At 68.1% G+C, this 22,732-nt stretch carries 6 protein-coding genes and 1 pseudogene; 6 read left to right on the top strand and 1 reads right to left on the bottom strand.

Annotated features, from left to right (window positions below; genetic code table 11):
* Positions 1–242: 242 nt before the first annotated feature.
* The 4 genes and pseudogenes from NL1_RS29340 to NL1_RS29330 all read left to right on the top strand — a co-directional run bounded on the left by NL1_RS29340 (position 243) and on the right by NL1_RS29330 (position 19,557).
* Positions 243–17,516, top strand: coding sequence for a non-ribosomal peptide synthetase (locus NL1_RS29340; protein ID WP_084511100.1), 17,274 nt, complete (start codon positions 243–245; stop codon positions 17,514–17,516).
* A gap of 121 nt (positions 17,517–17,637) precedes the next feature.
* Positions 17,638–17,940 (top strand): annotated as a pseudogene (locus tag NL1_RS39745) (Gfo/Idh/MocA family oxidoreductase); the annotation flags it as partial.
* A 137-nt stretch (positions 17,941–18,077) separates the two neighbouring features.
* Positions 18,078–18,689 (top strand): Gfo/Idh/MocA family oxidoreductase, encoded by a 612-nt coding sequence (locus NL1_RS39740; RefSeq protein ID WP_245673638.1) that lies wholly within the window; start codon positions 18,078–18,080, stop codon positions 18,687–18,689.
* Positions 18,690–18,756: 67 nt separating this feature from the next.
* Entirely contained in the window at positions 18,757–19,557 is an 801-nt protein-coding gene (locus NL1_RS29330; protein WP_067845989.1) for a M50 family metallopeptidase, read from the top strand.
* Between the two features lie 23 nt (positions 19,558–19,580).
* Here the strand turns inward: NL1_RS29330 and NL1_RS29325 are convergent, their stop codons facing one another.
* Positions 19,581–20,066 (bottom strand): gluconokinase, encoded by a 486-nt coding sequence (locus NL1_RS29325; RefSeq protein ID WP_067845986.1) that lies wholly within the window; start codon positions 20,064–20,066, stop codon positions 19,581–19,583.
* A 152-nt stretch (positions 20,067–20,218) separates the two neighbouring features.
* Between NL1_RS29325 and NL1_RS29320 the strand changes: the two genes are divergently transcribed.
* Positions 20,219–21,139 carry an LLM class F420-dependent oxidoreductase gene (locus NL1_RS29320; protein WP_067846045.1) on the top strand — a complete coding sequence of 307 codons (921 nt, stop codon included), beginning with the start codon at positions 20,219–20,221 and terminating at the stop codon, positions 21,137–21,139.
* A gap of 79 nt (positions 21,140–21,218) precedes the next feature.
* Positions 21,219–22,732: serine/threonine-protein kinase (locus NL1_RS36920; protein ID WP_245673636.1), on the top strand; the 1,514-nt coding region annotated here is incomplete at its 3' end.

Here is a 22,732-nt window from a genome sequence, read left to right as displayed (position 1 = left end):
TGCATCGATGTGTCGATGTATATGCAGCGAGGTGCCGAGCCGCGGCGAATGATCAATTGGTCGAGCGGATTGCTATACGGACTCGATGCGCATCGACGATCTCCGCCGGAGAACTCGCCGAGCGCCGTCTATCACTTTCGCAAATCTTGAAAGTTATTACGCGATGGGGATCGTAGGTCCGGGGGTATACGCATACCAATCAGTCGGCTTATACTGGGCGCGGTCGGGTCTGGAGGCAAGTGATGACCGTACCGCGACCGCAGTCCCCGTCCGACCAGGGATCGGGTGGGGACGCCGAGCCCGACGTGTCGGTCACTCAGCCGGTGCCGCTGTCCGCGGGGCAGCGGGGGCTGTGGCTGGCGCAGAAATTGAGCCCGGATGTGCCGATATGTCTGGCACAATATCTAGAGTTCCATGGGGATCTGGATCTCGACTTACTTCGCAAGGTTTCGATTCAAGCAGGCCACGAATGCCAATCGGGGTATATGCGGCTGGTAGAGATCGACGGTGAGCCGCATCAGTTGTTCGACCCGGCGCTGGATTCGACGGGGCCGCTCATCGATATGCGTGGCGAACCGGACCCCATGGCGGCGGCCTTGCAGTGGATGCGCCGGGAGTACACCTCGCCTATGGATATGATGCGAGACCGGTTGCTGAAATGGGTGGTAGTCCAGGTCGGGGATCGGCATTTCCTGTGGTACCTCAAGGGCCACCACGTCGCAGGGGACGGCTACGCCGCGATGACGGTGATGAACCGGGTCGCGGCGCTGTACACAGCGGCGGTGCAGGGCCGGACAGCGGAGCCCCACCGGGCGGCAGACCTGCGCACCCTCTACGAGGCCGATCGCAGTTACCGGGAGTCCAAGCGATTCACCAGCGACCAAGCATATTGGCTGGACAGGCTCGCCGACGTCGAGGGCGAGTCCAGCCTGGCCGACGGCTACGCACCCGCACGCGCGGAGAGTGTCGTGGCAAAAGCCGAACTGCCCACCGAGACGGTAGGGCGGATCGATCATTCCGCGGAGGTGTTGAAGGCGAGCCCGGCCGCGGTGGTGATCGCCGCATTCGGAAGCTATCTGGCCCGTATGACCGGCCGGGACGAGGTCCTGGTCAATATTCCCGTATCGGGTCGTACCACCGCGGTGCTGCGGCGGTCCGCTGGATTGTTCGTCAACGTTGTGCCGCTTCCGATTACGCTCGGTACGGGCGACACGATCGCCAGGCTGGTGCGGCGCGTGCAGTCCGACCTGGTTGGAGCGTTACGGCACCAGCGGTGCGGCCTCACCGACATTCGCGCTGCTGCGGGACACAACGGACAGCGGCGTTTCGCGGGCCCGTTGGTGAATGTCATGTTCTTCCACCAGGAACTCCGGCTCGGGTCGATGACCGCGGAATTCCACATCCTCAGCTCCGGGCCGGTCGAAGATTTGCTGGTCGACCTGTACCAGGCCGGAGACCCGCCGCAAACGATCCTCCACTTCATGGCCAATCCCAACCTCTACACCGGCCCCGAACTGTCGGCGCATTTCACCAGGTTCGTGCAGTTCCTCGACGCGTTCGCCGCTGCCGCACCGGACACCGATCTCGGCCAGGTCCACCCCGACAGCGCCCGCCACGGCGCCGAGGTACGGCGCCGCCGCGAGAACCTGGCGTTCTGGCGAGACACGCTCGCGGACCTTCCCGAGGAGCTCTCTCTCCCGGTGGACAGGTCGCGGCCGGTGGTCATGTCGAATCGCCGTGCCACCCTCGGCTACACGGTGCGTGCCGAGCTGGTTCGGGCATTGGAAAGGTTTGCGCGGCAACGTGGTTCGCCACTGTTCATGGTGGTTCATGGTGCGCTGGCGGTCCTGCTCGCCCGGTTGAGCGGTTCGACCGATATTCCGATCGGCACGCCGGTCGACGTACGCGCCGCGACCGAGTTCGACGACGTGGTCGATATGTTCGTCAACACCCTGGTGTTGCGGACCGAGGTCGATCTCGATGAATCGTTCACCGACCTGCTCGGCCGGGTCGGACAGATCGATCTGGAGGCCTTCGGGCATGCCGACGTGCCGTTCGAGCGACTGGTCGATCAACTCGCTCCACAGCGGTCGCAGTCGCGGCACCCGCTGTTCCAGGTGATGCTGGCTTTCCAGAATCTGGAGCGAGTAGAGCTGGAGTTGCCTGGCCTGGATGTGTCGGTGGCCGACCTGCCCGACGAGGTGTCTCCATTCGACCTGCAGGTCGTGTTGTCGGACGATCAGGACAGTGGCGGCATGGCGGTAGCAATCACCTACGCCACCGATTTGTTCGATGCCGCGACGATCGATTCTTTCGCACACCGGTGGATCCGGGTACTCGAGTCGGTGGCCACCGATCCCACCGTCGCGGTGGGGGGCATCGAGGTGCTTGAGCCTGCTGAGCGAGCCGATCTGCTGTCACGCTCTGGTGCACCCACGATGGCGCCCACTACTTTGGCCGACTTGTCGACCGCAGCGGCCGCACGGGATCCCGACGCCACGGCGATCGTTTTCGACGGGCAGCAGCTGAGCTACCGAGAGCTCGATGAGCGTTCGAATCGGTTGGCCCGGATACTCATCCAGCGAGGTATCGGCCCGGAAAGTGTCGTCGCGATCGGCATACCACGCTCCCCGGATTCCGTACTCGCGCTATGGGCGGTCACGAAGTCGGGCGCTGCGTTCCTTCCGATCGACCCGACCCATCCCGTCGAACGCATCACCCACATGGTGACCGATTCCCGGGCGGGGATCGGTCTGACGGTGACCTCCGCGCGAACACAATTGCCCGACGACATCGACTGGTTGATACCGGAGGACCTCGACGAGGCCGACGATCGTCCTGTCACCGACGCCGACCGGGTACGCCCGCTGCGTGTCGACGATATCGCCTACGTCATCTATACCTCCGGATCGACCGGACTACCCAAAGGCGTCGCGGTCACCCACCGCGGGCTCGCCAATTGCGCCACCGAGCACCGCGATGCCCTGAGCATCGAATCCGATTCTCGTATCGCACATTTGGCTTCACCGAGCTTCGATGTGTCGGTACTGGAATTGCTGTTCGCGTTGTGCGCGGGTGCGACCATGGTCATCGCGCCCAGCGATGTCTTCGGCGGTGACGAACTCGGGGAACTGCTCGACCGTGAGCATGTCAGTCATGTCATGATCACGCCAACGGCGTTGTCCACGATCGACCGCACCCGTTGGCCGCTACCGGATTTGAGATACCTGCTGGTCGGCGGCGAGGGCTACGGCACCGAGTTGGTCGAGCGCTGGAGCGGCGACCGCCGGAGCATACTCAACGAATACGGGCCTACCGAGGCCACCATTGCCGTGACGCTGACTTCCCGCTTGGTGGCCGGTGAGTTGGTGACGATCGGTGGCCCGATTCGTGGTGTCTCGCAATGGGTGCTGGATCAGCGGCTACAACCGGTGCCGGTTGGTGTGGCGGGTGAATTGTATGTCGCGGGTGCTCTGCTGGCCCGCGGATATCATCGCCGGGCAGCTTTGACGGCCGAGCGTTTCGTAGCGTGTCCCTGGGCGCCCGGCGAGCGGATGTATCGCACGGGGGACGTGGTCCGGTGGACAGCCAACGGAATGATCCAGCACCTCGGCCGATCCGATTTCCAGGTGAAGATTCGTGGGCTGCGTATCGAACTCGGCGAGATCGATGCGACACTCGCCGCCCACGAGAGCGTCGATTTCGCCGTGACCATCGGCCACCGCAACGATTCCGGGGCCGAGTCACTCGCTTCGTATGTTGTTGCCGCGTCCGGTGGTTCGATCGATACCACGATTCTGACCGAGTACCTGGCGGACCGGTTGCCGTCCTATATGGTCCCGTCCGCGATCACGGTGCTGGAGCGGATCCCCTTGACGCCAGTGGGCAAGCTGGACCGCAAGGCACTACCGAAACCGGTATTCACCGACTACAAGGCGTTCCGTTCACCCCGGACACCCCTCGAACGCACGATCGCCGGATCATTCGCCGAGGTATTGAAAATCGATGCCGTCGGCCTCGACGATTCGTTCTTCGCCCTGGGCGGGGACAGCGTGGTCGCGACCCGGGTTGCCGCGCGACTCGGGGCCGCGCTGGATACCGAAATTCCGGTGCGGCTGTTGTTCGAGGCGCCCACGGTAGCGGCACTCGCTACCCGCATAGAGCAGCATTCCGGCGCGGGTCGACAACGCCCACCGCTGATCGCCGGGCCGCGCCCGGATCTCGTGCCATTGGCACCGGCCCAGCAACGGATGTGGTTCTTCAACCAGTACGACACCAGCTCGGGGGCATACAACGTGCCGATCGCCATTCGGTTGCGTGGCGAGTTGAGTGTCGACGCCCTGCGATCGGCCATGGTCGACGTGCTGCGCAGGCACGAGTCCTTACGCACGCGGTACCCGGACCACGACGGAATGCTGATCCAGCTCATCGAACCCGCCGACGAGATAGACCCCGAGCTGGCCCTGGTATCGGTTCCACCGAGCCAATTGGACGCAACGGTCACCGAATTCGTCACCGAAGGCTTCGATGTGCGCATCCGGGCGCCGGTCCGTGCCCGATTGTTCCGCGCTGCCGGTAGCGAGGAGCCCGAATACGTGCTGGCCGTCGTGGTGCACCACATCGCCGCGGACGGTTTCTCCATGACACCGCTGGCCCGCGACGTGACGATTGCGTACACCACACGGATCCGCGGAGACGTCCCTTCGTGGACACCGCTGCCTGTCCAGTACGCGGATTACGCACTGTGGCAACGAGCTACCCTCGGCTCGCCCGACGATCCGGAATCGCTGTCCGCCCGGCAGATCCGGTACTGGACCGAAACTCTGGACGGAGTTGCCGAGGAACTTCGTCTGCCGGCCGACAGGCCACGGCCGGTGGTGGCGTCCAATCGAGGTGCCACCATCGACTACACGTTGGATGCCGACTTGGTTCGGGCGCTGGAAAAGCTCGCGCGGCAACACAGTTCGTCACTGTTCATGGTGATCCATGGCACGCTGGCGGTCCTGCTTGCCCGGTTGAGCGGTACGACCGATATTCCGATCGGCACACCGATCGCCGGGCGTGGTGCGGCCGAACTCGATGACGTGGTCGGCATGTTCGTCAACACTTTGGTGTTGCGGACCGACATCGATCTCGATGAATCGTTCACCGATCTGCTCGGCCGGGTCAGGCAGGTCGATCTGGAGGCCTTCGGGCATGCCGATGTTCCCTTCGAGCAACTGGTCGATCAACTCGCTCCGCAGCGGTCGCAGTCGCGGCACCCGCTGTTCCAGGTGATGCTGGCTTTCCAGAATCTGGAGCAGGTGAAGCTCGAACTGCCCGGTCTCGATGTATCGGTGGTCGACCTCCCCAACGAAGTGTCTCGTTTCGACCTGCAGGTCGTGCTGTCGGACAACCACAACGGTGGCGAGATGGCGGTAGCGGTCACCTACGCCACGGATCTGTTCGACCCCGCGACGATCGACTCTCTCGCGCACCGGTGGATCCGGATACTGGAGTCGGTGGCCACCGATCCCACGGTCCCGGTCGGGATGATCGAGGTGCTCGAGTCTGCCGAACGTGCTGATCTGCTGTCACGCTCCGGTGCGCCCGCAGCGGCGCCCGCCACACTGGCCGACCTGCTGACCGCAGCGGCCGCACGGAATCCCCACGCCACAGCGATCGTTTTCGACGGGCAGCAGCTGAGCTACCGGGAGGTGGACGAGCGTTCGAATCAGTTGGCCCGGATATTGATTCAGCGAGGAATCGGCCCGGAAGATATCGTCGCGATCGGCATGCCACGCTCCCCCGATGCCATACTCGCGGTATGGGCGATCGCCAAATCGGGCGCTGCTTTTCTGCCTATCGACCCGACCAATCCCGTCGAACGCATCACCCACATGGTGACCGATTCCAAGGCGGCGATCGGTCTGACCGTGACCTCCGCACGAACACAGTTACCCGACGACATCGACTGGTTGACACCGGAGGACCTCGACGCGGCCGAAAACCGCCCCGTCACCGATAGCGACCGGGTACGCCCGCTGCGTATCGACGACATCGCCTACATCCTCTACACCTCCGGATCGACCGGACTACCCAAAGGCGTCGCGGTCACCCACCGCGGACTCCGCAACTGCGCCACCGTGCACCGGCATTTCATGAGAATCGAATCGGGTTCTCGTATTCTGCATCTGGCTTCGCCGAGCTTCGATGTGTCGGTCCTGGAATTACTGGACGCGGTGTACTGGGGCGCCACCATGGTCATCGCGCCCAGCGATGTCTATGGCGGCGACGAACTCGCCGAGCTACTCGACCGCGAGCACGTCAGTCAACTCCTGATCACACCTTCGGCATTGTCCACCATCGACCACACCCGTTGGCCGCTACCGGATTTGACAAACCTACTGGTCGGCGGCGAGGACTGCGGCACCAAGCTGGTCGAGCGCTGGAGCGACGACGGCCGGAGCATGGTCAACGAATACGGGCCCACCGAGACCACTATCGCCGCGACAATGACCTCCTCATTGACGGCAGACGAACCGGTCACCATCGGTAACCCGATTCGCGGCGCCTCCGCGTGGGTGCTCGATCGACGACTACAACCCGTACCAGTCGGCGTGACAGGCGAACTGTATATCGCGGGCTCCTTGCTGGCCCGCGGATACCACCGTCGGGCGGGCCTGACCGCCGCGCGTTTCGTGGCATGCCCATGGGCGCCCGGCGAACGCATGTACCGCACCGGAGACGTGGTCCGATGGACGGCCCACGGAGCGATCCAACACCTCGGCCGGTCGGATTTCCAAGTCAAGATTCGGGGTCTGCGTATCGAGCTCGGGGAAATCGATGCGTCGCTCGCCGCCCATGAAACCGTCGATTTCGCCACAACGATCGGTCACCGCAGCGATTCCGGGGCCCAGTCGCTGGTGTCGTATGTTGTTGCCGCGCCTGGTAACTCGATCGATACCACGATCCTGACCGAGTACCTCACCGGCCGTTTGCCGTCCTATATGGTCCCGTCCTCGATCATGGTGCTGGAGCGGATTCCCTTGACCCCGGCGGGCAAGCTGGATCGCAAGGCGCTACCGGATCCGGTATTCACCGGCAACAAGGTGTTCCGAGCACCCGAGACACCCCTCGAACGCACGATCGCCGAATCGTTCGCCGGCGTATTGGGTATCGACTCGGTCGGCCTCGACGATTCGTTCTTCGCCCTCGGCGGCGACAGCATCAGGTCGATCCAGCTGGTCACTCGGGCCCGGGCGGCGGGTGTGGTGTTCTCCGCGCGCGACGTGTTCGAGCGCAAAACCGTTGCCGGGCTGGCCCAGATCGCCGTCCGCGACAGCACCGCGGCGACCTCCCTTCCGGAGGAACTGCCCGGCGGGGGTGTCGGGCCGATACCGCTGACGCCGATCATGCGACGGCTGATCGAACACGCGGAGCCGGGGTTCGACCGCTTCTCGCAGGCAGTGATGCTGGCTCCGCCCGCGGGGGTCGACCGGCAGCGGCTGGTGGGCGCGGTGCAGGCGGTCCTCGATCGGCACGACATGCTGCGCGCGCGGCTGCGCCCGGGCGCCGAGGGCAGCTGGACGTGGGAGGTGCTGCCGGTCGGGAAGATTCGAGCCGACGACGTCGTCCACCGGGTCGCGATGGAGGGCAAGCCGGGAAGCGCCGAGTTCCGTGCGTCGGCGGCGGCGGAATTGGAAGCCGCCGCGGACCGGCTCGATCCGGGCGCCGGGATCGTGATGCAGGTGGTCTGGTTCGATCCGGGCGACACCGCAGAGCAGAGCAGAGTTCTTGTGCTGGTGCATCATTCGGCGATCGACAGGGCTTCCTGGCGGGTGCTGATGGCGGACCTCGCGGTCGCATGGGCGCGGATCGAGTCCGGCGAGCCACCCGATCCGGCGCCGGTCGGGACATCGATGCGCAGGTGGGCGCACGGGCTGGTCGAGGCAGCCCAGCGCCCGGAGCGGGCCGCCGAACTCGGCTTGTGGCAGGCGATGGCAGCCGGAGACGATCCGATGATCGGATCCCGGCTCCTCGACCCCGCGATCGATGTGGCTGCCACGGCCCGCACGGTCGAGGTCGACGTGTCCCCCGAGGTGACCGAGGCGCTGTTGACCGACGTGCCCGCGGCATTCCACGGCAGTGTGGGCGACGGGCTGCTGGCCGCGCTGGCGGTAGCGGTGACGAAGTGGCGGCGCGAGCGTGCAACGGAAGCCCGCGGCGGCCCGCTCGCGGAGGTGGTGATCGGTCTCGAAGGGCACGGCCGTGGGGAAGGCGCCGTCCCGGGCTCGGATCTGACCCGGACGGTCGGCTGGTTCTCCACGAGTTTTCCTATGCGCCTGGATCTTTCGGTCATCGATCTCGACGACGCGTGCGCCGGTGGGCCGGCCATGTGGGCAGCGGTCAAGTCCGTCAAGGAACAGCTGCGCGCCGTCCCGGACCGCGGAATCGGCTACGGCTTGTTGCGGTATCTCAACGAGGACACCGGACCGATACTCGGGACTCTGCCGACGCCGCAGATCGCGTTCGACTACGTCTCCACGGAGATTTCCGAAGGAATGCCGTCGGCCGGATGGATGCCGGTGCAGGACGACCTCGCGGGTGCCCAATTCGCCGGTGCGCGGAATCCGGATATGCCGGTGTCGGCGGTGCTCGACATCAACGCCTTCACCCTCGACGACGAGGGCAGGCCGCGGTTGCGGGCGATCTGGTCGTATCCCGCCGGGGTGCTCACCGTCGACGAGGTGCGCGAGGTGGCGGAGTCGTGGTGCCGGGTCTTGACCGCGTTGACGACACATATCCATCGCGCCGGGGCCGGGGGCCGGACGCCGTCGGATCTGGATCTGGTCAGACTCGGGCAGTCCGAGATCGAACGAATCGAAGACAGCTATCCGGCGTTGAGCGACGTCTGGCCATTGACTCCGCTGCAGGAGGGGTTGCTGTTCCATGCGCTGGTGTCCGAGGAGTCGATGGACGCCTACTTGGTGCAGTTGGTCCTGGAGCTGCATGGGCGGGTCGATCCGGAGCGGCTGCGCCGAGCCGCGCAGGTGCTGCTCGACCGGCATGCGAATCTGCGCACCGCATTCGTCACCGACACCGCCGCCGGACCGGTGCAGGTGGTCGACGAAGACGTCGAGGTGCCCTGGTCGGAGCTCGACCTGTCCGGGCTGGCGGACGGTGCACGGAATCGCGAGTGGGATCGGCTGATGGCCGCGGACCGGGCGGCCCGGTTCGACCCGGCTCGTGCCCCACTGCTGCGCTGGATGCTGGTCACCACGGGGCCCGAGCACTACCGGCTGGTGCTGACCAATCATCACCTGCTGCTCGACGGCTGGTCGACGCCGCTGCTCCTGAGGGAGTTTCTGATCCTCTATGCCACCGACGGCGACGCCGCGATCCTGCCGCGCATCCGTCCCTACCGGGACTTCCTTGCGGAGATCGTCAGGCGGGACCCGACTGCGTCGCTCGATGCCTGGGCCCGGGCGTTCGACGGCTCCGACGGGCCGACCTTGGTGGCGCCGCCCGATCCCGGCCGCCCATACACCGAATCACGTGAGGTACTCGGCGAACTGACCGAGGAACAGACCACTGCGCTGGCCGGCCTGGCGCGGGCCCGCGGCGTCACCCTCAACACCGTGATCCAGATGGCATGGGCGATCGTGTTGGGCGCGTTCACATCCCGGGACGACGTGACGTTCGGCGCCACGGTGTCCGGACGGCCCCCGCAGATCGCGGGCATCGAATCGATGATCGGGCTGTTCATCAACACACTGCCGGTGCGCGTCCGCCTCGATCCCGCCGAGAGCGTGGGGCAGCTGCTCGACCGAATCCAAGCGGAGCAGGCCGGGCTGCTCGATCACCACTACGTGGGTCTGACCGACATCGAGCGGGTGGCCGGGCCCGCGGCGGTATTCGACACGATCACGGTGTTCGAGTCCTTCCCGATCGATCGCGGTGGGCTGACCGCGGACACCGATATCGCAGGCATGCGGCTGGTCGACGTGACCAGCCTCAACGCCGCGCACTATCCACTGGGAGTGATCGCACGGGTCGACACGCGACTGCACGTCGAAATCAACTACCTGCCCGAACTCTTCGACCAGGACACGATGGAGGCGACCCTGCGGAGGGTCCTGCGCGTCATCGGTCTCATTGTCGCCGACCCGGATCTGCCGCTGGCCCGGCTGGATCTGCTCTCCCCGGCGGAACACCGTGAGCTGACACCGGTTTCGGGTGCTCCGTCGGTGCCGGAGCAGGTGTTGCCGGAGTTGTTGGCGGCGGCGGCGGAGAGGGATCCGGGGGCGGTCGCGGTGGTGTGCGGGGATCGGTGGTGGACGTACGGCGAGCTGGATGCGGAGTCGAATCGGTTGGCCCGACTGTTGATCGGCCGGGGTGCAGGGCCCGAAGCGAGCGTTGCGATCGGTTTGCCGCGGTCGTTCGATGCGGTACTGGCGGTATGGGCGGTGGCCAAGTCGGGGGCAGCGTTCGTGCCGGTGGACCCGGAGTACCCGGCGAGCAGGATCGAGCACATGCTCACCGATTCCGGTGTGGCGGTAGGGATCACACGGTCGCAGTGGCGTGATCGGCTGCCCGGGCCTGTTCCGTGGTTGATCCTCGGCGAGTCGGAGGTCGAAGCGGAGGCCGCGGGGTTGTCATCGGCGCCGGTGACCGATGCGGAGCGCACATCGGCGGTGCGGGCCGACAATGCGGCGTACGTGATCTACACGTCCGGCTCGACAGGTGTGCCGAAGGGTGTGGTGGTGTCGCATCGCGGGTTGGCGAATCTGGTGGCCGAGGAATGTTCGCGGTTCGGCATCGGGCCGAGCGCGCGGGTGCTGGCTTTCGTGTCGCCGAGTTTCGATGCGGCGGTCCTGGAACTTCTGTTGGCATTCCCAGCCGGTGGGCGGCTGGTGATCGCGCCCCCGACCGTCTACGGCGGAGACGAGCTGGCGCAGATCATGGTGCGCACGAAGGTGACCCATATCGCGCTGACGCCCGCGGCTATGGGGACGGTCGATCCCGACGGGCTGGAGGACCTCGGGACCATCGTGACCGGTGGCGAAGCGCCTTCCTCCGCACTGGTGTCGCGGTGGGCACCGGGCCGGCGATTCTTCAACACCTACGGCCCGGCGGAGGCCACGATCCTGACCGATGCCGGTGCGCCGCTGGTGGCAGGTGAGGCGGTGACGATCGGCGGACCGATCCGCGGGGTCGGTCAGGTCGTACTCGACGCGTGGCTGCGGCCGGTCGCGATCGGCGTCGTTGGCGAGTTGTATCTGGCGGGCCCCGGCCTGGCCCGCGGCTACCGCAACGGGATGGGTCTGACGGCGTCGCGGTTCGTCGCCGATCCGTTCGCGGGCCCGGGGCAACGCATGTATCGGACCGGCGACCTGGTGCGGTGGCTGCGACTACCGGACGGGAGTCTGGCGCTCGAATATGTTGGCCGGTCGGATTTCCAGGTCAAGGTTCGTGGCTTCCGCATCGAGCTCGGCGAGGTCGAATCGGCTCTGGCCGCCTGCCCGGGTGTGGCCCGAGCAGTGGCGAATGTGCACCGGGACCCCGCGACCGGCGACCGATTGATCGGGTACGTGGAGCCCGAGTACCGCGCGGACCTCGACGCGGCCGCGGTCCTCGCGTTCGCCGCGGAGCGGTTGGCCTCGCACATGGTGCCCGCGACCGTGATGGTGCTCGACGCACTGCCGGTGACGGCGAACGGCAAGCTAGACCGCGCCGCTCTGCCCGAGCCGGACTTCACCACGGGCCGAGCCGAATTCCGGGCACCGGCCACCGAGGTGGAGACGACGCTGGCGGAACTGTTCGCCGAAGTATTGGGTATCGACACGATCGGTGCCGATGATTCGTTCTTCGCCCTGGGCGGCGACAGCATCATGTCGATCCAGTTGGTGACGCGAGCCAGGGCGGCGGGTGTGGTGTTCTCCGCGCGCGAGGTGTTCGAGCGTAAGACGGTTGCCGGGCTGGCCGAAATCGCCGTTCTCGACGACAGCGCCGCGGCGACCTCCCTTCCTGCGGAACTGCCCGGCGGGGGTGTGGGACCGGTACCGCTGACGCCGATCATGTGCTGGATGATCGAGCGCGGCAGCTTCGACCGCTTCTGCCAGTGGGTGATGCTCACGCTGCCGACCGGCATCGACGCCACCGGAATCGGTGCCACCATGCAGGCGGTGATCGATCACCACGACATGCTGCGCGCTCGGCTACAGCCGGAACCCGCGCACACGTCGGGGTGGACGCTACGGGTGCAGCCGACCGCGATGCCCGCCACTGGGCTGATCCGGCGCGTGCCGGTGGATGTGGCACCGGACAGCAGCGCCTTCGCGGCGCTCGCCGACGCCGAGGCGAACGCGGCGGCCGAACGCCTCGACCCCGCAGCCGGAATCATGCTGCAGCTGGTCTGGTTCGACTGGGCCGGACAGCCGGGACGGCTGCTCGTCGTCGCGCACCACCTGGTGATCGATGGCGTCTCGTGGCGGATCCTCGTCCCCGATTTCGCTGCGGCGTGGGCTCAGCTGAGTGCCGGGCAGCGGCCGCGGCTCGCGCCCGTCGGCACCTCGATGCGCCGCTGGGCGCATGCTCTGAACACCGCCGCCGGGAACCTCGATGAACTCGACTGGTGGCAGTCCACGCTCGCCGCCGACGATCCGCCGATCGGAGCCCGCCCGATCGACCCGGTCGTGGACGTGCAAGCTACCGTCGCCACCGTCGAGGTGGCGCTCCCCGCCGCGGTGACCCGCGCCGTACTCACCACCCTGCCCCGGGCGTTCCACGGCAACGTGGACGACGCCCTCGTCGCCGGGCTCGCGCTGGCGCTGACTCGATGGCGGTGCCGCCACGGCAACACCGTCACCGACACGCTGCTCACCCTCGAAAGCCACGGCCGCCACGACACGGTGCTCCCCGGTGCCGACCTCACCCGCACCATCGGATGGTTCACCACCACCTACCCGGTCCGGCTCGACCTGTCCGATATCGACGTCGATGACGCCTTCGCCGCCGGGGCTGCCGCCGCGGCGGTCGTCAAGTCGGTCAAGGAACAACTCCGGCGGGTCCCCAACCACGGGATCGGCTACGGGCTGCTGCGTCATCTCAACGCCCACACCGCCCGCATCCTGCGTGAACTGCCCACTCCCCAGGTGAGTTTCAACTATCTCGGTCGGCTCGACACCACTCCCGCGGCGTTGCGCGACATCGGGTGGATGCCCGCAGGCGACGGCCCCGATGGCGGCAGCGTCCAGAACCCCGACGCACCCGTCGCAGCCCTGCTCGGCATCAATGCGGTCACCATCGAGACATCCGACGGGCCTACCCTTACCGCCGCCTGGGAGTACCCGACCGGCCTGCTCACCTCCGCCGAGGTCACCGACCTCGCGGAACTGTGGCGCGACGCGGTGACCGCTCTGGCCGCGCACGCGTCCCGGCCCGGCGCAGGCGGGCTCACCCCCTCCGACGTCGACCTCGTCGACCTCGACCAAGGCACGATCGACCGGCTCGAGACCGGACGTTCGACACTGGACGAGATCTGGCCGCTCACACCGCTACAGACAGGATTGCTGTTCCACGCCCAGCTCGCCGACGGCACCCTCGACGCCTACATCGTGCAACTGTGCCTGGAACTCGGCGGGCGCGTCGACACCGACCGGCTGCGCCGCGCCGCGCAGGCTCTCGTCGGACGGCACCCGAACCTGCGGACCGCGTTCGTGCGCGACGGCGCACGCGAAGCGGTCCAGGTGGTACACCGGCACGTCGACGTGCCGTTCACCGAGATCGACCTGGCCGGGCGCGACGACGCGGAAGCTGCGCTCGAACAGCTCATGGACACCGACCGCCGCGCATGCTTCGACGTGACCACGGCGCCGCTGCTGCGACTCACCCTGATCGGCACCGCACCTCGGCGGTATCAACTGCTGTTGAGCATGCATCACATCCTGATAGACGGCTGGTCCACGCCACTGCTCATCCGGGAACTGCTGACCCTCTATGCCGCCGACAGCGACCCCACGGTGCTACCCCCGGTGCGTCCCTACCGCGACTACCTGAGGTGGCTGGACACCCAGGACCGGGACGCGGCGGAAGCCGCGTGGGCACGGACATTCGAGGGCACGGCCGAGCCGACTCTGCTGGCGCCCGCGGACCGCGGCCGCCGGCCCACCATCGCCGCGCGCGAAGTCCAGGTGCAGCTGAGCCGGCAGCGCACCGCGGCCCTGGTCGCGGTGGCCCATCGACAAGAGGCCACCCTCAACACCCTCATCGAAGCCGCCTGGGCGATCGTGCTCGCCACCTCGGCCGCCCGCGAGGACGTGGTCTTCGGCACCACCGTCTCCGGGCGCCCGCCGCAGATCCCCGGCATCGAATCGATGATCGGGCTGTTCGTCAACACCGTGCCCGTCCGGATCCGGCTCGATCACCGCGAGACCCTAGCCCAGCTACTGCGGCGAATCCAAACCGAACAAGCCGCGCTGCTCGACCATCACCACCTCGGGCTCGCCCAGATCCAGCGCGTGGCCGGTCCCGGCGCGATGTTCGACACCGTGACCGTCCTCGAGTCCTACCCGGTCGACCGGGCCGGTCTGTCCGAAGACACCGACATCGCGGGAATGCATGTCCTCGGCGTGCACGGACGCGACGCCGCGCACTATCCGCTCGGCCTGGTCGTCCACCAGGACGCCCGAGTGCACCTGACCTTCAAATACCTGCCGGAACTGTTCACACAACACCAGATCGACGCCATCGCCGACCGAATGCTGCGAGTGCTCGACACCATCGCCGAACACATCGACCTCCCGCTGACCCGGCTGCAGCTGCTGTCGCCGGTCGAACGAGCCACGCTGGTACCCGTTCGCGGTCAGCCCGGTGCGGTGATGTCGGTATTGCCGCAGGTGTTGACGGCCGCAATGACGCCGGATACGGAAGCGGTGGTCTGCAACGGCGTAAGGCTGTCCTACCGCGAACTCGACGAGACTTCGAACCGGTGGGCGCGGGTACTGATCGAGAAAGGAATAGGACCGGAATCGTTGGTAGCCATAGCGTTACCGCGCTCCATCGATGCTGTGATCGCCGTGTGGGCGGTCGCCAAATCCGGTGGCGCGTTCGTCCAGATCGACCCCACCCATCCCCGGGACCGGATCACCACCATGCTCACCGATTCCGGTGCCGCCGTAGGGCTGACACTCGGGATCCACCGAGACCAACTGCCGGACACCACCGGATGGCTCGCCCTCGACGACCCGTCGTTCGCCGCGACGACAGCGTCGGCGTCCCCCGCCGCGATCACCGACCACGACCGCACAACCCCGCTGCGGCCACAGCACCCGGCCTACCTGATCTACACCTCGGGCTCCACCGGGATTCCCAAAGGTGTCGTGGTCACCCACAGCGGGATAGCGGACCTGGCCGCCGACACACGGGAACGGTTCGGCCTCGCCCCGGCGTCTCGAGTGCTCGGCGCAGCCGCCCTGACCTTCGACGTCTCGGTCCTCGAATTGGTCAGCGCCGCAGCCGCAGGCGCCACACTGGTCCTCGCACCCGCATCGGTGGTCGCGGGCACCGAACTGGCCGAGGTGATCGAGGCCGAACACGTCACCCATGCCGCCTTCACCCCGACGGTGCTCGCCTCGCTGCCCCCCGGCGAACTCGACACCCTCGGCACCCTGATCCTCGGCGGCGAGACATGTCCACCGGATCTGGCAGCACAGTGGATACCGGGCCGGACGGTGATCAACTCCTACGGTGCTACCGAAACCACCATCATGAGCTGCGCCGACGCTCCGGCGACCACAGACGCTCCGATGACAATCGGCGGCCCGACCCGCGGATTCACCGCCGTCGTACTCGACCGCAGACTGCGCCCCGTCCCACCCGGAGTAGTCGGCGAACTGTACGTGTCCGGACCGGGCCTCGCCCGCGGCTACCACAAGCAACCCACAACCACGGCAGCACGATTCGTCCCCGACCCCTATGGGCCACCCGGGACACGGATGTACCGCACCGGCGACCTGGTCACCTGGACCGCCGACCGAACGCTGCAGTACAAGGGCCGCAGCGACCTGCAACTCAAGATCCACGGCCATCGCATCGAACGCGGCGACATCGAAGCCGCGCTACGCAGCCACCCCGACATCACCCACGCCGCCGTCACAGTCCACACCCAACCCAACGGCACGGACCAGCTCACCGGCTACGTCGTACCCGCCCCGGACACCACACCCAACGCCATCGCACTGACCACCTATCTCGCAACCCGGCTACCCACCCACATGATCCCCACCACGATCCTCACCCTCGACCGAATCCCCCTCACCTCCACCGGCAAACTCGACTACAAGGCCCTGCCCGCACCCGACCGGCGACACTCCCGATTCCGGCCGCCGTCCACCCCACTCGAGGCCACCGTCTGCGACGCCTTCACCCGGACCCTCGACATCGAACGAGTAGGCGTCGACGATGGCTTCTTCGCCCTCGGCGGCAACTCGCTGGCCGCCACCCAACTGGTCGCGCGGCTGGAGGAATCGACCGGCGCCACCGTGCCGGTTCAGTGGGTCTTCACCGACCCGACACCGCAATTGCTGGCCCGCCGCATCGACAACCGCCTGCGGGGCCTCGAGGAACAGGAGCCCGGCGACGCACTGTCGGTCCTGCTCCCGCTGCGTGCCGCAGGCACCGACCCGCCACTGTTCTGCGTCCACCCGGCCATCGGATTGGCCTGGGGTTTCAGCGGACTCGTGCAGCACCTCGACCCCGACCGTCCCGTCCAAGGACTGCAATCCCCGACGCTGACCGACCCGACCGCGCGGTTCGACACGCTGGATCAACTCGCCGCCCGCTACGTACGGGAGATCCGGTCCGTCCAGCCGCACGGGCCTTACCACTTGCTCGGTTACTCGCTCGGCGGCACCATCGCCCACGCGATCGCCGTCCAGCTCCGCCGCGACGGTGACCACGTCGCGACCCTGGCCATGATGGACACCCGGGTCGTCACCGAACGCAGCATCAGCACTCCCACACTCACCCCCGTGGACTTGCTCACCGAGTTCGGCGGCCTCGTCGCTGCCGAGCTCCCCGCCGACCTCACCTTCGAGGTCGCGGCCGAGTTGCTGCACCGGCAAGGCGGACTCTTCACCGCCCTGACCCCCGAGCATCTCGTGACCTTGCACCGCGACTACACCCGGCTCGTCGACCTCACCCGGAACCACCGGCCTGCACCCTTCGACGGTGACCTGATCTACTTCAGCTCCACCGCGGACCACACAGACGACGGCCCCTCTCCGGCTCTCGCATGGAACAACCACATCACCGGCCGCATCACCGAACACCGCATTCCCGCCCGGCACGAACGGATGACCGACCCGGACGCACTCCGCGCAATCGGACTCGTCCTCACCGAGCACTTCCGGTCCACCGATATTCCCTCGCCACAGGCCCTCCCCCCGGCAAGAACAAGCCGATCGTGGTCCGGACACACTTCGCGGCTGACCGCCCGTTCCGACGCTCCCGCCGATCGCCGGATGGGTGACTAATGCATTGCTGACCGACCGAACCACTTCGCACCCGACCGCGCGTCCTGAGCGATACCCGTCTCGTCCAGCGCTGTCGTGGTGCTGACCCGGCGCACGATCGCCGGGCGGTAGCGTCGGCGGGATGAGCAGCGTGGAGGTGGCCATCGTCGGATACGGCTTGGCGGGCGCGGTGTTTCACGCGCCGCTGATCGCCGCGGAACCGCGGATGCGGGTGGCGGCGGTGGTCACCGGCTCGGCGGAGCGGGCCGAGCAGGCCCGCCGCGCGCACGACGGAGTCAAGGTGATCCCGGACGCCGACGCGCTGTTCGACGACCCGCGCGGCATCGGACTGGTGGTCGTGGCGACACCGAACCGGACCCACGCGCCGCTGGCCGCGCGGGCGTTGGACGCGGGAATTCCGACGGTGGTGGACAAGCCGTTCGCGGTCACCGTCGCCGAGGCCGGGCAACTGGTGGCGCACGCCGAACGGGCGGCGTCGCGCTGTCGGTCTTCCAGAACCGGCGCTGGGATGGCGATTTCCGGACGGTCCGCGCACTGGTCGAGGACGGCAGGCTCGGCGCGGTGCGGCGCTTCGAGTCCCGGTTCGAGCGGTGGCGTCCGGTGCCCAAGGGTGGATGGCGGGAGGTCGGCACCGCCGCCGACGGCGCCGGACTGCTCTTCGACCTCGGCAGCCACCTGGTGGATCAGGCGCTCACGCTGTTCGGCCCGGTGCGCTCGGTGTACGGCGAACTGGACCGCCGCCGCCCTGGTATCCAGACCGACGACGACGTCTTCCTCGCACTCACCCACGAGAGCGGTGTGCGCTCGCACCTGTGGATGAGCGCGGTGACGCCCCAGCTCGGCCCGCGCTTCCGGGTACTCGGCGCGGACGCCGGATACGTCACCTACGGCCTCGATCCGCAGGAAGAGGCGCTGCGCGCAGGCCGCGACCCGCGCGCGGACGACTGGGGCGCGGTCGACTCCGCGAGGTGGGGACTGCTCGGGGCCGAACCGGATGCGACGCCGTACCCGACGCTCGCGGGCGACTATCCCGCCTTCTACGCCGAGATGGCCGCCGCGATCCTCGACGGCGCGCCGGTGCCGGTGGATCCGCGCGATGCGGGCACCACGCTGCGGGTGCTCGAGGCCGCGCGGCGCTCGTCCGACTCCGGGACGCCCGTGCCACTCGCTTGACCGCACCGGACGCCTTCGACGGATTCGTCCCGGTGCGGTTCCGGCGCGCGACCGATAGGGTGCGGCGGTGAACACCGCCGAACTGGTCGACCGCGGCGCCTCCATCGCGGATCGGCTGACCACCACGCAGACCCCACCGCCCTGGCAGTTGGTCGTCGTCACCGGGGTGGCGGCGCTGGTGCTGGTCGGCTACGGACCGCTCTGGCGCCTCACCCGCAACGTCGTCACCATCGCGCACGAGGGTGGCCACGCGCTCAGCGCGCTGCTCACCGGCCGCAGGCTCAACAGCATCACGCTGCATTCGGACACCTCGGGGCTGACCGTCTCCAGCGGAAAACCCTACGGCCCCGGCATGATTCTCACCGCCATGGCGGGCTACCCCGCGCCGCCGCTGCTCGGTCTCGGCTTCGCGGCCCTGCTCGGCGCCGACCGCATCACGCTGATGCTCTGGACGTCCATCGCGCTGCTCGCCGCCGTGCTGATCAAGGTCCGCAATATCTACGGCCTGTGCACGGTGTTCGCGCTCGGCGCCACGGTGTTCGCGGTGTCCTGGTTCGGCACCGACATCGTGCAGGCGGCCTTCGCCTATCTCGCCGCGTGGTTTCTGCTGCTGGCCGGGGTGCGCCCGGTCGTCGAGATGCAGCGCGGGCGGGTGCACCGCTGGCGACAGCCCGGCAATGTCGACTCCGACGCCGATCAGCTGGCCCGCCTGACCCACATCCCCGGACTGCTGTGGGTCTTCTTCTTCGGTGCGGTCGCGCTCGCCGCGCTGCTGGCGGGCGGTGGGCTGATGCTGTCGGAGGCGACGGGGATCTGCCTGCCGGTGGTCTCCGGGCCATGCCCGCAGCCGGGCGTCCCGGCTCCCTGATTCCGGCCCGTGCCCTTCCGCCTTCAGGACGGGCGGGCGCCGGCCAGAACCGCGATCGTCTCCCGGACCAGGTCGGCGGGCGCGCGGGTGGCGTCGACGACAATGCCGCGTTCGTCGGCACCGAGCGGTTCCAGCGTGTCGAGCTGGGAGTCGAGCAGGCTCGGCGGCATGAAATGGTCGCGGCGCGTGGACATCCGGCGGGCCAGCTCCGCGCGGGAGGCCGTCAGGTGCAGGAAGAACAGGTCGGGCGCGGCCGCCCGCAGTCGATCCCGATAGTCGCGCTTCAGTGCCGAACAGCTGACGACGCCGCCGCCGACTGCCCGTTCGGCCAGCCAGGCGGCGATGCTGTCCAGCCACGGGATACGGTCGGCATCGGTGAGCGGTTCGCCCGCTCGCATCTTGGCCACGTTGGCGGGCGGATGGAAGCCGTCACCCTCGGCGAACGGGAGGCCCAACGCGTCCGCCAGCCTCCCCCCGATGGTCGACTTGCCTGCCCCGGCGACGCCCATGACGACAACGCGCGGGGCGGGGGCTGCGGTCACGGGTGTCCTCCTCGAAGACGGGCGTGCGCCGGTGTGCTCGCAGCCGACCCTAGTGGCATCGACCACTCCCCGGGGCGCACGGCGCGAAGCACCCGAATCCCTCGGGCACGATGGACTTCATGAAACTACGCATCTTCACCGAGCCGCAGCAGGGCGCGGACTACGACACCCTGCTGACCGTCGCGAAGGCCACCGAGGACTTGGAGTTCGACGCGTTTTTCCGTTCCGACCACTACTCGGCCATGGGCGGCTCCGACGGTCTGCCCGGCCCCACCGACGCCTGGATCACCCTCGCCGGCCTGGCCAGGGAAACGCGCACGATCCGGCTGGGCACGCTGGTCACCGCCGCCACCTTCCGGCTGCCCGGCCCGCTCGCGATTCAGGTCGCGCAGGTCGATCGGATGTCCGGCGGCCGTGTCGAATTCGGCCTCGGCAGCGGCTGGTACGCCGAAGAGCACGCCGCGTACGGTATCCCGTTCCCGCAGGACAAGTTCGCGCGCTTCGAGGAACAGCTCGCGATCGTCACCGGGCTGTGGGCGACCAAGCCGGGCGACACCTTCAGCTTCACGGGCAAGCACTACCACCTCACCGACTCCCCCGCGCTGCCCAAGCCGGTGCAGGATCCGGTGCCGGTGCTGATCGGCGGCCACGGCGCGACCCGCACGCCGCGGCTTGCCGCCCAGTACGCGAGCGAGTTCAACATGCCCTTCGCCTCACTGGAGGCCAGCGCCAGCCAGTTCGAGCGGGTCCGCGCCGCCGCGGAGAGCTACGGGCGACGCGCCGACGACCTGGTGTACTCCAATGCCCTGGTGGCCTGCGTCGGCGGCAGCGACGCCGAGGTCGCCCGCCGCGCCGCCGCCATCGGCCGCGAGGTGGACGAGCTGAAGGCCAACGGTCTCGCGGGCTCGCCGGACGAGGTGGTCGACAAGATCGGCCGCTACGCCGAGATCGGCGCGAGCCGCATCTACTTGCAGATCCTGGATCTCGACGACCTCGCGCACTTGGACCTCATCGCGGACAAGGTCAAGTCCCAGCTCTGACACCCCGCGGCGCGGTTGCCCGTCGAACCGGGGGCACCGCGCCGCTCGGTGTGGCCGGGTGCGGGTCGGTAGCCTTTCGATGTTCGACCACGCGAAGGGAACCGACTGCGCGATGCAACCGCTCGGCACGAACGATCCTCGACGGATCGGCGATTACCGGCTCCTCGGCGTGCTCGGATCCGGGGGCATGGGGCGGGTCTATCTCGGGCGCAACACGGGCGGCCGGACCGTCGCGGTGAAGGTGATCCGTCCGGATCTGGTGGGCGGCGACGAATTCCGGGCCCGATTCCGGCGCGAGGTGGCGGCGGCGCGACGGGTCGGCGGGCGCTGCACCGCTCCGGTGCTCGACGCCGACGTGGACGCCGACCCGCCCTGGCTGGCGACCGGCTACGTGGCGGGGTTCCCGCTCTCGGAGGCGGTGGAGCGGTTCGGCACCTTCGCCGAGGCCACGCTGCTGGTGCTGGCCCGCGGGCTGGCCGAGGCGCTGGTGGCGGTGCACGAGGCCGGGGTGGTGCATCGCGATCTGAAGCCGTCCAACGTGCTGCTCGCCGTGGACGGACCCAAGGTGATCGATTTCGGCATCGCGCGCGCCGTCGAGGACACCGCGCTGACCACCACCGGAAAGGTCATCGGCTCACCGGGTTTCATGTGCCCGGAACAGGTGACCGGCGAACCGGTCGGTCCGGCGAGCGATGTGTTCGCCCTCGGCGGCGTGCTGGCGTTCGCGGCGGCCGGGCACGGCCCGTTCGGCGTCGGCGACACGATGCGCATGCTGTGGCGCATCGTGTACGAGGACCCGCACCTCGACGCCGTACCGGATCGGGTCCGGCCCCTCGTCGCGTCCTGCCTCGCCAAAGATCCCGCCGCCCGGCCGACGCCGCGCAGGCTGCTGGACGACCTGGCAGCGCTCGGGGTGCCTGAGCGCGCGGGGTGGCTGCCGCCGCCGGTGCTGGAGGAAGTGAGCCTGCGCGCGGTGCAATTGCTCGATCTGGATTCCGGGCCGGTGGAGCATCCGGAAACTCCTGCGAGCCAGTCGCCTCGGCAGCAGAATCCGCGGCCCGATGCCGCGCAGTGGCAGCACCCGGAAACACCAGCGAGCCAGTCACTTCGGCAACAGAACCCGCGGCCTGACGCCGGGCAGTGGCAGCCCCCGGAAACACCGGCGAACCAGTCACTTCGGCAACAGAACCCGCGGCCCGATGCCGCGCAGTGGCAGCACCCGGAAACACCGGCGAACCAGTCACTTCGGCAACAGAACCCGCGACCTGACGCCGCGCAGTGGCAGCGCCCAGAAGCACCGGTGACTCCGGCGCCGTGGCAGCAAGGTGCGTCGGTGCCGAACCGAACACACTGGGAGCAAGCGGAATCGGGGCCGAATCCGCCGTGGCAAGGGCCCGACTCAGCGCGGAATGCTGCCTCACAGCACGCGGGCACGGCTTCCGCGGGCGCGCGGGTCCGCGGTAGCCGCCCCGGCCCGTTGCTGGCCGGACTGCTGGTCGTCTGCGTGGTGGTCGCGGTCGGCGCGTTCGTCATCGGCACCCAGCTGCGCGGCGGCTCCGGCGGCGACACCGGAGGCGGCGGGGCCTCCGCGTC

This window comes from Nocardia lijiangensis NBRC 108240 (assembly GCF_001613045.1).
Lineage (GTDB): Bacteria > Actinomycetota > Actinomycetes > Mycobacteriales > Mycobacteriaceae > Nocardia > Nocardia lijiangensis.
The sequence above is the reverse complement of the archived record's forward strand: the minus strand, read 5'-3'. Positions and strand labels throughout refer to the sequence as shown.